A 16,462-nucleotide genomic window follows, 5' to 3' on the forward strand; every position below is an offset into this window, starting at 1 on the left:
AATGTTACAAGAATATTTTCGTGAAATAATAACAACAGCAATTGTTATCGTATTATATATTCCAACTAAAAAAATAGCTGCTTATATTATTCGTTCTTTCTCTTCCAAAGAGGATAGAAAAGATAGCAGAGTTAACTTAGTTATTAGACTATTCAATACGCTTATCTTGTTTCTTTACCTCATATTAATATTAACTATTTGGGGAGTAAAACCAGAAAACTTTATGCTGACAATTACCTCTGTATTTACTGTAATTGGAGTTGCGATGTTTGCTCAGTGGTCATTGCTTAGTAATATTACAGCAGGTATTTTATTGTTTTTCTCATTCCCTTTTAGAATTGGAAATACAATTAGAATTCAAGATAAAGACTTCCCTATTGAAGCTGAAATAATCGATATCAAAGCTTTCTGCACTATTTTATTAACTGTTGATAAAGAAAAAATATCTTATCCTAACAGTTTACTATTGCAAAAAGGAATTGTCATTATTGATAAACATAAAGATCAAGATAGTCCAAGTATATAAGTTAAATATTACTTTTAACAGTATTCAAATATATACAATGGCACAAAAATTGTATTTACTATTGCGGTTTTAATAGTAAAAATGGTAGTAGTACTAAAGCCAGTTACGCTATTTAGTGTAACTGGCTTTTTTTTTAAGCTTCTCTCCTACGCTATTAACACTCTACCAAACTATTCTACCAAACATAGGCTACAAATACAATTCACATTCCCATGAACCTATTAGATTGGAGCATATTTATTATAGTACTATTCTTGTTAATCACTTTTAATCAAATTAGACAAAGAAGACGTGCCACCCCCACCTCAATTTACGAACCATCAACTTTGTATTATGGCTTCAAAATTTTAGGAATACAAACCCTGTCATTTACATTTATATCCCTTCCTGGAATAGCTTATTATTACGGGATGACCTTCCTACAATTCTTCCTTGGTATTCCACTTGCCATATATATTATTTGCGCCTATATACTCCCTAAATTCAAAGCGAGTACAACCACTAATGCTTTTGAATTCATTGAAGAGAAACTTGGAACTAAAGTTAGTAGACTCGCCATATCCCTATTTATTATTCAAAAGATATTACTATTAAGTGTATGCCTTTACGCCATTTCTATTATCCTTTCACTATTGGTTAGAGTAAGCTTTAAATCACTACTTCTTATTGTAACTTTCATTTGTATCACACTGACAGTCATCTATAAACACAAAACAAAAATATTCCCTAAAAAGATGCAATTATTGTGTTTTATTACATTAATGATTGCTATCATTCTTGATATTCTTTACAAATTACCTGATGGTATGGGGTTTAATGATGTTTTGAAATTTGCAGATTCTTTTGATAAACTAAAAATAATTGTGCCTTCTCTTTCTCTTAAAAAAGGATTAACGTATATCAATGGAATGGTAAATGGTACCCTATTATTCATTGCCTTACTTAGTCTCGAAACAAGAGTTTTAGCAATCTACAATAAAACAAAATATAGCAGTAGAACAAAAGACAGCTTAATTATGAATGGTTTATTCAATATTCCTTTACAAGCTCTTATTTTATTTACAGGTTGTATGCTGTTTACTTTTTATCAATTCAATACACCTAAGCTTCATTACAATCCTCATAACGAATATATTGTAATGAACTCTCCGTATGCTCAAGAATATGACAGTATACAGCAGAAATACAATGTATTACAAGTCCACAAACAAGAAGTTAGCCAATTGTACACCGGACAGATATACCAAAATTACAGCAACCCAGTACTGCAATATCAATTAGTCTGTTTAAACGAAAATGAACATGAACTACACAAAGCTGCTCAGCAAACCATTAGAAAAGCTAATGGTAAACTCGAAATCAACGATTCTGATTTTATTCTATTAGATTTTATAATCAATGAGATTCCTGCTGGAATAACAGGTTTTGTAATTGCATTATTTTTAATCAGTATGATAGCAATGGTGCATAACGAAGTCAAATACCTCTCACAAAGATCTTTACACTACTTTGGTCCAAATACTAAAACTGAGATAAAACCAAGTGTCATTCAGCCCATTATAGCTTCCGTGTGTCTACTATTAGCCCTTGCATTGTGTTACACAATCCCAGTATTTAGTAACCTAATTCAAATGCTTTGGTGTTATTCTTCACTATTTTTCGGAACTATTTTAGGCCTTTTACTAATAGCGGTACTCACTCCTAATGTTCACAAATTAGCCGTACTCTACAGTGGAATAACTGCACAAATAAGTATTATGATTTTATTCTTCACTATAGACATACATTACATTTGGTTTAACTCTATCGGTGTACTTTTAGTATTCCTTTTCACTTACCTATTTCACAATACAATAGAAGCTTGTCAAATAATTAAAAACAACTTTTAAACCGTAGCAAAAGGAAGACTCCATTTATACTTAACAGCTAATAAGCGAATTACTATAATAATTCCAGCTGTTCCAATATATAAAATGTCTTTACTCAATTCAAAGTAATTCAACACATAGTACATTAAACCTCCTAATATACAAGCTGTAGCGTAGATCTCTTGCTTGAAAATAATAGGAATTTTATTCGCTAAAATATCACGTATTACTCCTCCAAAACAAGCAGTAATCGTTCCTAATGTAACGCAGATTATTGGGTGTAAACCTACGTTCATTCCTTTCTCAATTCCAATTAGTGTAAACACAGCTATACCAATTGTATCAAATAAGAAAAGAGAATATCTCAAAAAGTTGAATTTTTTATAAAAAATAATCGCTAAGAACACACCAAATAGCGTAATAAAAAAGTAGTTCAAGTTTGTTAGCCACATTACTGGAGTATATCCAATCATCACATCTCTCACTGTTCCTCCACCAATTGCAGTAGCAAACGCTAAAATACTCATTCCAAACAAATCTAACCTACGCTCACGACCGGCTAAGGCACCAGATATAGCAAACGCTAATGTTCCTAATAAATCTAAAATCTCGAAAAAGCTGTACATGTATTTTTTAAAGTAATTCTATTAAATCTTAGCTGTCATCTGATTGTAATCTTTCAATACAGCCTCTATAAATTCTAAATCTGTTAGTGTTGATCTTCTTCCCCCTACTCCTATCACACTTTCCACTTTGCTTACCAGCTTTTGTAAAAGCGAATGATCTTTCGTTTGCTTATAGCTAAGCAACGCTTCTTTAATAATATAAACGTCTTTATCACTTAGGTTAAGCACCTGAGGAAATAAAGGGATATATGATGAGGCTACTTCCTGAAAAATAGTAGCACTTAAGGGTACGCGTTCTTTAATTGAAATAACAGATGTTCCGGCTAAAATATCTCCCAATCGCTGACTCTTTGGAGAACTTGCAATCGAAATTACGCCAATCGCTCCAGACATCATCCAAAAATCAATTAGCCCCATAACCCAACGGGTAGCATAATCAACAATTGACGCTTCATAACCATCTATTTTAATCACGCGAATACGCATTATTTTCTTCCCGGGTGTAGCACCCTGCATAATCGACTCAAAGAATAGTGTGTAGAAAAAAACCGGACTAAATGATATAATCCAAAATGCCATCTCCGACCAATTATCATCAAAACCTTTTGCTAACCTAAACTTATTAATGATATAACTAACTAAAATAATGTATAGCAACTTGAATATATTATCAAGAACAAATGCGATAATTCGCTCACCAAGCGACGCACTTTTAAATTCTATTTTAATATTTTGTGTTGTATTTATTGTTAATTTAGCCATAAACATTATTTTGCCGTGTTAAATGAGGGAAGTCGCTTTTATAAAAAACAATAAGAATCAATGGATAGAATTTGAAAATATAATCTATTCAAATACTACACACAAACCCGATTACCTTGCTGATATGTACATTCAGATAATGAATGACTTATCCTTCGCGCAAACTTATTATCCCAAGAGTAAAGTTACACAATATCTCAACACTTTAGCAGCGCAAACTTATCAAAAAATTTATAAAACTAAACGCATCGAAGAAAATAGAGTTGTACATTTTTTTAAAACGGAAGTACCTCTTATTGTCTACGAACACAAAAGTCTTTTATACTTCACTGTCTTTACCTTCTTTCTTCTTGCTGGTATTGGCGCACTTTCAGCACATTACGATTTAGATTTCATACGTCTTGTTTTGGGTGATAGCTACGTCAATTTAACCTTAGAAAACATCAAAAAAGACGATGCAATGGGTATTTATAAATCAGGAAGTAACTGGGGGAGTTTTATCGGAATTGCCTTTAACAACTTATTTGTTGGGTTAAAGTTTTTCGTATTTGGAATATTTGCTGGTTTAGGCACCCTCCTTTTCCTATTTTATAATGCTATTATGGTCGGATCATTCCAATATTTGTTTGTCAAAGAGAATGCTTTTATGGATAGCTTTAGAGGAATATGGTTACACGGAGCTATTGAAATAACAGGTATTATCATTGAAGCGTTTGCTGGTTTTGTTTTTGGAGCAAGCCTTCTCTTCCCAAAAACATACTCACGTATGAACTCTTTTAAACTTGGCTTTAGCAACGGTTTTAAAATATTCATTGCAATGGTCCCTTTCATTATAGTAGCCGCTTTTATTGAAGGTTTTATAACCCGTTATGCCAAAGAAATGCCAGACATTCTGAACTATATAATTATATTTGGAACCTTCTACTTGATACTATTTTACTTTTTTATCTATCCAAAGAAGGTTTACAAAAAACATTTAATCAACTTATAAAACGCATACACTATGTTCCAAGTATTCAAAAAAAGAAACTTTAGTGATTATATCAACGATACCATTTCTTTCTTTAAAATGGAAGGAAAAACATTCTTCACCAATTTATTTACGCTTTGTGGACCACTGCTGTTAGTGTTGTTTGTTTGTGTTTATTTCTTGTTTGATATGTTCTTTAAAACCGTGATGAATGATTCAATGGATTCTGTTGATGAGTTTCTAAACACTAATTTCGGATGGGCTATACTAATCGCCTTTCTTACTTTTTTAGTTGGAATAGCAATTTCAATTCTTGCTTATACATTCCCTATTTATTACTTAAAAAACATCACAACAATTCCTAATCAATACAAAGAAATTGCTCCTATTAAGAGTGAATTTAAAAAAGACTTCGGTCGCCTTCTTGTTTTTGTTTTAGGTACTATGTTTCTAATTTTTCCTTTGATGATGATTGTTTTCTTCATCTCGGCATTATTAATATTCCTAATCATCGGACTACCTTTACTTTTAATCTTATTACCAACGTTTACCTCATGGACAACCATTGCATACTATGAATATGTAACTAAAAAAGTAGGGTTCTTCACAGCATTCCAAACGGCTTTTTATATCGTTAAATCAAATTTCTGGCCTATCGTTGGTAACACGGCTATTGTGTATCTTGTGATTAATATCGTAGCGTCAATTCTATCTGCTATTCCTCAAGTAATTTTTTACGTAGGTATATTCACATCAGATAGAAATATTGAAGATATTACTATGACATCGGGATACAAGATTATGATGATTGCTGTTGTTATTTTATCTACAATATTGTCATTCTTTGCTAACAGCCTATTGATTATCAACCAAGGTATGATTTACTATAGTGCTCGTGAACACAAAGAAAACACGCAATCTCACATTGATATTGATATGATAGGTAACAACTAATGAAGAAAACTCTTTTTACAATATTATCCCTAACACTTGTAGTTGGCTCACTTAACGCTCAACCGAAAGCTATTGATTCTATTCGAACCCAGCTTCCGCCTGTCGTAGAACGCCACACACACAAAAAAAACAAAAAGACTACTCCCCTTTTAGAAGATAAGGAGAGTGATATTGCTGTACTTCAGTTTGACAAAAACTTTAAAGAGAAGTATAAAAAAGACCAAAACTTCGACTATGAGGAAACCAAAGCTGACGATTCAATATGGCAACGCTTTAAAAATTGGTTAAGAGATCTTATTTCTGATTTCTTTAGTGCATTTGATGTCGATTATGAAACACAAAGTAGGCTTACTATCTTCTACAGAATCCTTTCCATTTTTACTGTGGGTATACTGGTGTTTTACATCATTAGAGCCTTTGTACAAAAAGATGCTTATTGGCTCTTTAAAAAGCGTTCTAAGAAAGTTGCAATACCTGTAGATGATGTAGAGAAGAACTTAACAACGGTACACTTCCCTACCTTACTTTCTAAAACAATAAACGAATCGCAATACAGATTAGCAATTCGCTATTACTACCTATGGCTGTTACAGTCATTACAGGAGAGTAAACAAATTGAATGGCATATAGAAAAGACAAACTCTGATTATGTTGCAGAAATAAAAGATGAAAAAACAAGAGAGAATTTCCAATACCTTTCTTATATCTATAATAATATCTGGTACGGAGAACACGAAATTACAGAAGCTGAGTTCTTCCAAGCCAAGCGTTCTTATGAAACAATCTTAAAAACCAATGTATCGTGAAAAACTCTATAAATAGATTTATATTCTTTTTCTTCGTGATTCTTGGTTTTATTTACTTCATAGAATCCAGCAGAAAACCACCTATCAATTGGACTGAATCTTACAGCAATGTTGATAAGATTCCTTATGGTCTATATGTATTGGACAACGAAATAGACAAGCTCTTAGACAATCGTACAGCTGTTACCCGCATTACTGATAATATGTATAACTTCTTTGCTGAAAAGGCAACGGATTCAATAACTTCAGCGTCTGTTATATCTATTAAAGGCTATGAGTACATCAGCGAGCATTCGATGAGTGATATAGCGGATTATGTTGCTTACGGTAATACAGTCTTAATCTTTCAAAAGTATATTGATGGAATAAGAGGTCTTGAAACAATGTCTATGAAAAAAAGATATGAAAACTATACCTTAACAGAAGACATAAACCTTTCGGTTTCACTGACAAATAAGAACCTTACTTCTTACTCTTTTATACTTGACAACCCTACTTTTAGATACTTTGACCTGTCTGAAGAACTAAAAGAAACTGCTGAAGTACTTGGGTATTCTAAAATAAAAGGAGACAAATTTCCTAACTTAATTCGCATACCTATAGGCAAAGGGTCTCTTATTTTAGGAACTGAACCTGCTATGTTTACGAATTACAATATGCTAAAAAGTAATAATCATATTTACATCGCTGGTGTTTTATCGTATATACCAAGGGGAGATTTATTTTTCTCAGTAACTAAAATTGCTGGCGACGAAAAGTATATATCCAATTCAATGTTGCGTTTTATTCTAAACAATCCTGCTTTGAAGTGGATGTGGTATTTCTTCTTGATTTCACTTGTTGTTTTTATCTTATTTACAGCAAAGCGAAAACAACGTGTCATCCCGATTATCAAACCTTTGTCAAATACAACAGTTGACTTTACAAAAACAGTTTCTAATCTATACTTGCAAAACAAAGATTATGAAGACCTCATCAATAAGTCAATTATTTACACTTTAGAAAAAATAAGACGTAAATATTGGATTGATACAACTAAGTTAAACGAACAGTTTATCCTTGATTTACACGCTAAAACAGGTAAGGACAAACAAGACATCAAACAGTTTGTTTCTTTTGTAGAACAGTTCAAAGCAACTCCTAACAGCGCTTCAGAAGCACAATTAGTTGCGTTAAATAAAATAATAGAGAAAATCATTGATTAAAAATATACTATGGAAAACACGCCAATTTCATCAGAAAACTTACACTTTGAATCACGTTTAGACTTGAGCTTATTACAAGAAAAAGTAAAGGCTATTAGAAGTGAAATACACAAAGTAATTATCGGACAAGAAAAGACGATAGACCAAATCATAGTGGCTCTCCTTGCCAATGGCCACATCTTATTAGAAGGGGTGCCTGGAGTTGCAAAAACACTTTCTGCTAAACTACTGGCACAAGCTATTGATATGGACTTTAGCCGTATTCAGTTTACGCCTGATTTAATGCCTTCAGATATTTTAGGTACGTCTATTTTCAATATGCAACAATCGGCATTTGAGTTTAAAAAAGGACCTATCTTTTCTAACTTAGTATTGATTGATGAGATTAACCGTGCTCCGGCTAAAACACAAGCTGCCTTGTTTGAGGTAATGGAGGAACGCCAAATTACTATCGACAGCAAAACATATACAATGGATGCTCCGTTTTTAGTAATTGCAACACAAAACCCAATTGAGCAAGAGGGAACATACCGCTTACCAGAAGCACAATTAGACCGTTTCTTGTTTAAAATTAGCATTGACTACCCTTCTTTAGAAGAGGAAATTGCTATTATTCAAAAAGAACACGAATTACAAGACAAGAAGAAGTTAGACCAAATACAAAAAGTACTAACTCCTACTGAAATCATTGCTTTTCAAAAGTTGATTAAAGAGATTATTGTAGAGAAAAACATCATAGAATACATTGCTAAGATTGTTGCTAATACCAGAACAAACTCCTTGTTATACTTAGGAGCATCTCCTCGTGCCTCAATTGCTATTTTAAATGCGGCTAAAGGTTTTGCTGCTATCAACAACAGAGATTTTGTTACACCTGAAGACATCAAAGAAGCAGCTATCCCTGTGTTGCAACACCGTATTATTGTTTCTCCGGAAAGAGAAATGGAAGGTGTTACGGCAAATGACATTATAAATCAAATCGTAGAATCAATAGATATCCCAAGATAATTGTAAGACATTATGTTTAAATTTTTCAAACAACTTTATCTTCAGAAACGCGTGTATATAGGCCTTGGTAGTATTATGGTCTTATTTGCACTTGCGTTTATTTTTCCTGTGCTATACTTAGTTGTTTGGGGACTATTCCTATTGTTTTTTGCTGCGATATTAGTAGATATAACCTTATTGTTTTCTAAGAAAAACAAAGTCAATGCTGTGCGTATTTTGCCAGAAAAACTGTCTAATGGAGATGATAACCCTATCTATATTTCGATTGAAAATCAATCTCCTATTACTTTTCACTGTGAAATAATAGACGAGATACCTTTTCAATTTCAAAAAAGGGACTTTGAAATCAAGAGAACCTTACTGGCTAAAGAACACAAGACTATTTCCTATACTCTTTCACCTAAAGAACGCGGAGAGTACCTATTTGGAAAACTAAATATCTATGTTTCTTCTGCTTTGGGATTAGTAGCTAAACGCTATGTTTTTTGCGACCAAGCTACATTGCCAAGTTACCCTTCATTTATCCAAATGAAAAAATACGACTTGATGGCGTTTTCGAAAAACAAATACGCCTTTGGAATGAAGAAAATCAGGAAAATTGGCAACACTACAGAGTTCGAGCAAATTAAAGAATATGTTTTAGGAGACGATATACGCACTATCAACTGGAAAGCAACCGCTAAGAAAAACGAGTTGATGGTAAACCAATACCAAGATGAAAACACAGAAACAGTTTACTGTATCATTGATAGAGGGCGCGTTATGCAAATGCCTTTTAACGGGCTATCGCTCTTAGACTATGCTATTAATTCAACTTTAGCCCTGTCTAACGTAATTCTAAAAAAGAACGATAAAGTAGGTTTAATGACTTTTTCGGAGGACATTAAAAACCAACTCCCTGCGGATAGTAAAAAAACGCAGTTGCACAAAATAATGGAGCAACTGTATCGCGTAACAACAAACTTTGTTGAAAGTGATTTCGGAAAGTTATACGCACAAATAAAGCACAAAATTACCCATCGAAGTCTGATTATATTATACACCAACTTTGAGTCGATGAATAGTTTAAAAAGACAACTGCCTTACCTAAGAGCTATTGCCAAAAACCACGTCTTATTAGTTGTGTTTTTTGAAAATACAGAGTTGACAAAACTGACAAATAAAAAGGCAAAAAACATTGATGATATTTTTGACAAAGTAATTGCAGAAAAATTTAACTTTGAAAAGCGATTAATCGTCAATGAATTGACAAAATATGGAATACAATCCATACTAACCGCACCAGAAGAATTATCCATAAATACCATAAATAAATACCTGCAAATCAAAGCAAAAGGTACCTTATAAAATGATGATAAAAAAAATAGACAGTCCTCAAAATCCTTTTATTAAAAGTATTGTTCAACTACAAGAAAAAGCAAGAAATAGAAAACAAAGCAACTCTTTCATCATCGAGGGGGTTAGAGAAATCGAATTAGCAACTAAAGGTGGCTATGTAATGAAGACGTTACTTTTCTATGCTGACATCATTAGTGAGCAAAGCTTAAAACCTTTTATTACAGCAGAAACTGAGTTGATAGAAATATCAAAAGACGTCTACCAGAAGTTAGCCTATAGAGATACAACAGAGGGAGTGATTGCAATAGCGCAAACGAAAACACTTTCTTTAGCAGACTTGAAGCTTTCTGAAAATCCGATTATACTAATTGCAGAAGCACCTGAAAAGCCAGGGAATATTGGAGCTATACTACGAACAGCAGATGCTGCTAATATTGATGCTGTTATCATTGCTAACCCACGTAGTGATTTATACAACCCGAACATCATCCGTTCAAGTGTTGGTTGTGTATTTACCAATCAGATTGCAATGGCTACAACAGAAGAAGCAATTGCCTTTTTAAAAGAGCGCAATATCAATATCTATTGTGCTACTTTACAAGATTCTACTTCTTACCACACAAGAAATTACACAGAAGCGACAGCTTTTGTAGTAGGTACAGAAGCGACAGGACTTACGCAACAATGGAGAGATGCCAGTACAAAAAACATCATCATTCCAATGAGTGGTGTTATTGATTCTATGAACGTATCCGTTGCTGCCTCTATCCTACTTTTTGAAGCAAAAAGACAACGCGATTTTAAATAAGCGAAATCATCCTATAACAAAAAAGCCTGTCAATCGACAGGCTTTCGTGATTTAAGAACTATTGTTCTCTAAACTTTTAAATACTTTGATTAGTTGTTTTCTACAAAAACAAGACCATCATAACAAGCATTGTAGATATCTTTTAACTCTTGAACAGTTGGTTTTCTTGGGTTGAAACCAGTACAAGGGTCTAAGAAAGCATTGTTAGCAATGAAGTCTAAGTTTTTATCCCAATCCTCACGTGAAATTCCGAAGTCTTTAATCGCCGCTTGGTTATTAACCTCAGCTCTTAACGTTTCAACCGCTTGAGCTAAGTCTTCTGCTGTTTCCTTTTCAAGAACCTTAGCAAGGTCTTTAAAACGATTAGTAACTTTTGCGTTATAACGAATTACGTTTGGTAAGAAGATTGCGTTAGAAGCACCGTGGGGAATGCCATATAACGCACCTACTTGATGAGATAAAGAGTGAACAATTCCCAACCAAGCATTGTTAAAAGCAAGACCTCCCATAAATGAAGCATCGTGCATATTTTGACGAGCTACAATATTGTTAGGATTTTTAACTGCTTCTTTCAAGTTGTTGAAAACAATCTCTAAACCACCTTTAGCCAATACATCAGCATAATTATCTTCGATATTAGAAACATACGCCTCAACACAGTGAGTTAATGCATCTAAACCAGTATTAGAAGTAACGTGAGCTGGCATAGATTCACAAATCTCTCCATCTACGATAGCAATATCTGGTGTTAATTCATACGATACGATAGGGTATTTCACACCTTTTTCGCGGTCAGTAATTACAGCTAAACCAGTAGTTTCTGTACCTGTACCACTTGTAGAAGGGATTGCAATAAACTTAGCTTTGTTACGTAAAGTAGGTACTTTAAAAGGAACTGTCATTGCATCAAAATCAGCATTTGGGTGTTCGTAGAATACCCACATCATTTTTGCAGCATCAATTGCAGAACATCCTCCAAGACCTACAACCCAGTCAGGTTGAAATTCTTTCATCAACTCTGCTCCTTTGAAACAAGTATCAGATGATGGATCTTCTTCTACTCCTTCATACGTTTTAATCTCTAATCCAGCTTCTTCTAAGTAAGCAATTGCTTTACCTAACATTCCGCTTTTCTTCATTGAGCTTCCACCTGTAACGATTACCGCTTTGCTCCCTTTTATATTTTTTAATTCTTGAAGACTTCCAGCACCGTGGAACATCTCACCAGCAATAAATAACTTACCCATTATAGACTAATTTTTCTGTTTAATTTCTGAAGCAAAAGTATGGGCAATCCTCCCCTCAGATGTTATACTCTTAGTCCTATTTGTTATAAATTTGAGCCAACTCATTTTGAAGTTCTGTTGGCGTTTCATCTAATTTGTTTTTAACGAATTTATTTAAGGCAGAGGGCGAACTAAACCCAAGTTCTAAAGATATCTGTTTATGGGTCCAATCAGAAAACAACAACAACCTTTTAATCTCTTGTAAAATACGCGTATGTATTGCATTAATGGCTGTTTCGCCACAATGTCTTTTCGTAATACTATTTAATTTCTTAGTAGAAATAGCCAAACTATCCGCATAAAACTTCACTGTTTTCTCGCTTTTATACTGTTCGTTCAACATCTTTTTAAAACGAATATAAACCGTTTTATCTATCTCATACTGAAAGATTGGTTGTTGTCCGTGAATAGATTCAATAAGCCCTAACAACAAGATTTTGATATAAAATCGCGCTTGTTCCTTACGCATTAAACTCGGGCTTTCATAAATACCTTCAATATTAGAAACCACCATTTTTGCACGTTCAAACTCTGCCGGAGATAGAATAATTGAATTTAAGTTAGTTGATAAATTAACGTTATACGACAGCAATTCGTTCTTCAAAATATCCGAACAAAACAACACTTCTTCAAACAGCAATATTTTTCCAGATATTTCTTCCGATACAGACAAAACAGCCGCTATCTGTTCTGGAAATACAATAGAAATTCTACCTGATTTTAGCGAAATAATATTAGCTTCTAACTGAAGATCTATCTCCCCCGATTCTACTATAAAAATACAAAAGTGGTCTTTTTTATGTGGTTTAAGATAATCTTGTAAGTTATCTTTTGTCAAATCATATACACGAAACGAAAGGCTTTTGTCCTCTTGTTTTTGAATCTTATTTTTTATTTCTATCCTTTTCAAACTAAAGCTTTTTAATATTTACTAACAACATAAACACTGTTGTCAACCTCCCTTTACACTACAAGAAAACCATCGTCATCCAACAATGTGGTTCTAACTTGTCATATCATCATATTCTTAGTGTCATATAGCCAAACATTACTACATAGCTATACTTATTGTTAGGGAGAGATTTGATTGACTACAAACCTACAAACAAAATATCAAACCTGTTTTTTAATATAGGTGTTTTTCGTGCTAATAATTCTTCTAAGTTCTTTTAGTTAATAAATATAGCTTACATAAAGTACAGAAATCAGTAAAAAATTAAGGACTTTTTCACTTGTCAAAACTTCTAAGTTCTCATCATTCCCGACTATTTTACTAATCCCTTCTTTCCTATTTGTAGTAACTCAAAATTGACAGAAAAGGCTATGTTTGGGTAAACAAATTACTTTACGCTTAGTTTTGTTTAGCACTCATTCGACACAAGTACCACATTAGTTCTACACTCCTTCGGAAATACCACCCTATTTCCGAGTAAATGTGGTACTTGTCTCGAACATGTCTCGAACATGGTACAATCAAAACACTTGTAAGCCTTGGTTTTATTAGGAATAAAGTGTGTGTCTTTAAGACAAAAAAACGTTGTAGTACAATCTAAAACACTTTTTTGTATTTTATTTGCGATACAATAATTTAAAACCCAATGTTTATAATACTTTATATGTATTGTGTAAAAATCGTATGATAACATTATGAGACATTATACTTTTATTTGGGAAGCATTCAAACATAAATCAAAACAATTCTACTCCTTAATTTCTCTAAAAAAGCAGAAAAGTAGCTTTAACACACTGTCAAAAGAAGTCACTTTTAAGGCTTTTTAATTCTTATAATTTTACACTCCTACATAATAAAATTGTTTGTACTTTAGTAAAGTTTTGTAAATCTTTACGTTAAATCACAAAACGTGATATTTTATATTCTATAAATTTTATCAGGTTTTATAAATGATGTACCTTATATTTTTAAACCATTATGCGGTTTATACATTGTTTTTTTTCATATATTTAATACAAGGTTATTTACGATATTAAGAAGAGTAATTTATGACAGAGGCAGAAATTGAAATTGAAAACAAAGCTATCGCAAGAGAGTATAAAGAACTTCTCCAAATAAGTTATCAAACTTTAACTGACGACGATAAAAAGTTAATCAGAAAAGCGTTTGACGTAGCTGTAGAGGCACACAGACCTCAACGCAGAAAATCTGGAGAGGCATATATCTTCCACCCAATCGCTGTTGCTAAAATTGTAGCAAGCGAAATTGGTTTGGGACCTACATCTATTGCTTCAGCTTTACTACACGACGTTGTAGAAGACACAGACATTACAGTAGAACAAATAGAAGAATGGTTTAACCCTAAAATTGCTAAGATTGTTGAAGGGTTGACTAAAATGGCTACGTTTGAACCTGACCCGCATATTTCTATGCAGGCAGAGAACTACCGAAAAATGCTATTGACGTTGAATGATGACGTTCGTGTAATCCTTATTAAAATTGCTGACCGCTTGCACAATATGCAAACAATGGACAGTATGGTGGATTATAAACAAGCCAAAATTGCTTCTGAAACATTATATATCTACGCTCCTTTGGCGCATAGACTTGGTTTGTTTAACATCAAAACAAAATTAGAAGACTTAGGTCTTAAATATACTGAGCCTCGCGTTTACAAAGACATTGTAAATAGAATGAAAGAGAGCAAGGAAGAACAAGATGCGTATATTAAATCGGTGAGTGATACGCTAAAAGCTTCTTTGGATGAAGAACACATTGATTATTCAATGAAAGGACGTCCAAAGTCTATCTACTCTATCCGACGCAAAATGAAAGCACAGAACGTAACTTTTGACGAGGTGTACGACAAATTTGCTTTGCGTATTATTTATAAGTCTAATCCTCACGATGAGAAATTCATTGCCTGGAAGATTTATTCTATCGTAACTGACCATTATCGCCCAAGCCCCAACCGCTTGAGAGATTGGATTTCTGCTCCTAAATCAACTGGATATGAAGCCTTGCATATTACTGTAATGGGCCCAAAAGGTAGATGGGTTGAAATTCAAATCCGAAGTGAACGAATGGATGAAATTGCTGAGAAAGGTTATGCTGCTCACTACAAATATAAAAATGGGGTTACAGAAGAAAATAACCTTGATATCTGGTTAAATCAACTGAAAGAGGCGTTAGAAAATGCCGAAACTGATGCAGTGGATTTTGTGGAGGACTTTAAACTTAGTTTATATGCTAAGGAGATTTATATCTTTACTCCTAAGGGTGAAATTAAATCGCTTCCTAAAGGGGCTACTGCGTTAGACTTTGCTTTCTCTATTCACTCTGAGGTGGGATTACACACAAGAGGAACTCGTGTGAATGGACGTTTAGTTCCATTAAACCACGTATTGTCAAGTGGTGATCAGGTAGAAATCATTACTTCTGAAAGTAAAAAACCGAATGTCAGTTGGTTAGATTACGTAACTACTTCTCGTGCGAAAAACAAGATTAAAAGTGCACTAAACGAGGATACAAAGAAAATTGCTGACGAAGGAAAAGAACAGTTAGTCCGCAAATTAAAACACCTTAAAATTACATTAGACGAGAGTGTAGTGAATGAAATGGTGGCGCACTTTAGAGTGAAAACAAGCCAAGAGGTATTTTATCGCGTGGGTTCTGGAATGATTGATAATACGCAACTGAAAGAATTTGCAGCGAATAGAAATAACTCCCTATTTAGTTTCTTTAAAAAGACTATTAAGAGAGCACCTTCTATTCCTACAAGTGATACAGCAAGCGGAAAAGTGCCAGATTTATTAGTGTTTGGTAAGGATGAAGAAAAGCTTAATTATAAATTGGCTACGTGTTGTAATCCTATTCCTGGAGATGACGTATTTGGCTTTGTAACCATTAATGAGGGAATCAAAGTACATAAAACAGATTGTCCGAATGCTATTAGTATGCGTTCAAACTATGCTTATAGAATTATACCTGCTAAATGGGTTGATTCTCAAACTGCAATGAACTTTGAAGCTACTATTAATATTACTGGTTTGGATTCTGCTGGTTTAACTACTGATATCACTAAGATTATTATGGAGAGTAAAGTGGTTAATATTCGCAGTATCTCATTAAGTGAAAATGCGGGATTATTTAAAGGTTCAATCACTGTTACTGTTCCAAATAATGACGTGTTGAAAAAAATGATGATGAACATCAAAAAGATAGAAGGAATTGACAAAGTGTCAAGAGTTAATCCTTCTTAAGAATAAGTAAAAGTTATATGAATATAGATGAAGCTTATTTTTATTTTTCGTCTGAAAAGAAAATAGCTCTATATTTGCACCTAAGATATT

14 protein-coding genes are annotated in these 16,462 nt (G+C 33.3%); 10 read left to right on the forward strand and 4 right to left on the reverse strand.

Annotation, left to right across the window (positions count from 1 at the left end):
- Position 1: 1 nt before the first annotated feature.
- Positions 2 to 526: a mechanosensitive ion channel domain-containing protein gene (locus tag AABL81_RS05435; RefSeq protein ID WP_341340518.1), complete on the forward strand. Its 525-nt coding sequence runs from the start codon at positions 2 to 4 to the stop codon at positions 524 to 526.
- Positions 527 to 738: 212 nt separating this feature from the next.
- Positions 739 to 2,415, forward strand: coding sequence for a hypothetical protein (locus AABL81_RS05440; RefSeq protein ID WP_341340519.1), 1,677 nt, complete (start codon positions 739 to 741; stop codon positions 2,413 to 2,415).
- Here the strand turns inward: AABL81_RS05440 and AABL81_RS05445 are convergent.
- Together AABL81_RS05445 and AABL81_RS05450 are read right to left on the reverse strand one after the other, a co-directional pair.
- Positions 2,412 to 3,020, reverse strand: a complete 609-nt coding sequence (locus AABL81_RS05445) for a trimeric intracellular cation channel family protein (RefSeq protein WP_158211232.1) — start codon at positions 3,018 to 3,020, stop codon at positions 2,412 to 2,414. The two genes, AABL81_RS05440 and AABL81_RS05445, sit on opposite strands and share 4 nt — an antisense overlap.
- Positions 3,021 to 3,041: 21 nt before the next feature.
- Positions 3,042 to 3,782: an RDD family protein gene (locus tag AABL81_RS05450; RefSeq protein ID WP_158211233.1), complete on the reverse strand. Its 741-nt coding sequence runs from the start codon at positions 3,780 to 3,782 to the stop codon at positions 3,042 to 3,044.
- Between the two features lie 22 nt (positions 3,783 to 3,804).
- Here AABL81_RS05450 and AABL81_RS05455 point away from each other — a divergent pair, with 22 nt between their 5' ends.
- From AABL81_RS05455 to AABL81_RS05485, 7 genes are read left to right on the forward strand one after another with little or no spacing between them, the layout of a single operon-like run.
- Positions 3,805 to 4,773: a stage II sporulation protein M gene (locus tag AABL81_RS05455; protein WP_341340520.1), complete on the forward strand. Its 969-nt coding sequence runs from the start codon at positions 3,805 to 3,807 to the stop codon at positions 4,771 to 4,773.
- A 12-nt stretch (positions 4,774 to 4,785) separates the two neighbouring features.
- Complete coding sequence (locus AABL81_RS05460; protein ID WP_341340521.1) at positions 4,786 to 5,706, forward strand: hypothetical protein; 921 nt, start codon at positions 4,786 to 4,788, stop codon at positions 5,704 to 5,706.
- Positions 5,706 to 6,512 (forward strand): DUF4129 domain-containing protein, encoded by an 807-nt coding sequence (locus AABL81_RS05465; RefSeq protein WP_341340522.1) that lies wholly within the window; start codon positions 5,706 to 5,708, stop codon positions 6,510 to 6,512. Before AABL81_RS05460 ends, AABL81_RS05465 begins: the two co-directional genes overlap by 1 nt.
- The gene (locus AABL81_RS05470) at positions 6,509 to 7,717 is read left to right on the forward strand and encodes a hypothetical protein (protein ID WP_341340523.1); all 1,209 of its coding nucleotides are present in this window, start codon (positions 6,509 to 6,511) and stop codon (positions 7,715 to 7,717) included. The genes AABL81_RS05465 and AABL81_RS05470 overlap by 4 nt, the downstream gene beginning before the upstream one ends.
- Positions 7,718 to 7,726: 9 nt before the next feature.
- Entirely contained in the window at positions 7,727 to 8,725 is a 999-nt protein-coding gene (locus AABL81_RS05475) for an AAA family ATPase (protein ID WP_341340524.1), read from the forward strand.
- Between the two features lie 12 nt (positions 8,726 to 8,737).
- Positions 8,738 to 10,072, forward strand: a complete 1,335-nt coding sequence (locus AABL81_RS05480; RefSeq protein WP_158211239.1) for a DUF58 domain-containing protein — start codon at positions 8,738 to 8,740, stop codon at positions 10,070 to 10,072.
- Positions 10,073 to 10,076: 4 nt separating this feature from the next.
- Positions 10,077 to 10,871, forward strand: coding sequence for a TrmH family RNA methyltransferase (locus AABL81_RS05485; RefSeq protein WP_158211384.1), 795 nt, complete (start codon positions 10,077 to 10,079; stop codon positions 10,869 to 10,871).
- Positions 10,872 to 10,960: 89 nt separating this feature from the next.
- Here the strand turns inward: AABL81_RS05485 and AABL81_RS05490 are convergent, their stop codons facing one another.
- Together AABL81_RS05490 and AABL81_RS05495 are read right to left on the reverse strand one after the other, a co-directional pair.
- Positions 10,961 to 12,118 (reverse strand): iron-containing alcohol dehydrogenase, encoded by a 1,158-nt coding sequence (locus tag AABL81_RS05490; RefSeq protein ID WP_341340525.1) that lies wholly within the window; start codon positions 12,116 to 12,118, stop codon positions 10,961 to 10,963.
- Positions 12,119 to 12,194: 76 nt separating this feature from the next.
- Positions 12,195 to 13,067, reverse strand: coding sequence for a helix-turn-helix domain-containing protein (locus AABL81_RS05495; protein ID WP_341340526.1), 873 nt, complete (start codon positions 13,065 to 13,067; stop codon positions 12,195 to 12,197).
- Positions 13,068 to 14,158: 1,091 nt separating this feature from the next.
- Between AABL81_RS05495 and AABL81_RS05500 the strand changes: the two genes are divergently transcribed.
- Positions 14,159 to 16,372 (forward strand): RelA/SpoT family protein, encoded by a 2,214-nt coding sequence (locus AABL81_RS05500; protein ID WP_341340527.1) that lies wholly within the window; start codon positions 14,159 to 14,161, stop codon positions 16,370 to 16,372.
- Positions 16,373 to 16,462 lie beyond the last annotated feature (90 nt).

The sequence above is a fragment of the Myroides sp. C1519 genome (genome assembly GCF_038039755.1).
Lineage (GTDB): Bacteria > Bacteroidota > Bacteroidia > Flavobacteriales > Flavobacteriaceae > Flavobacterium > Flavobacterium phaeum_A.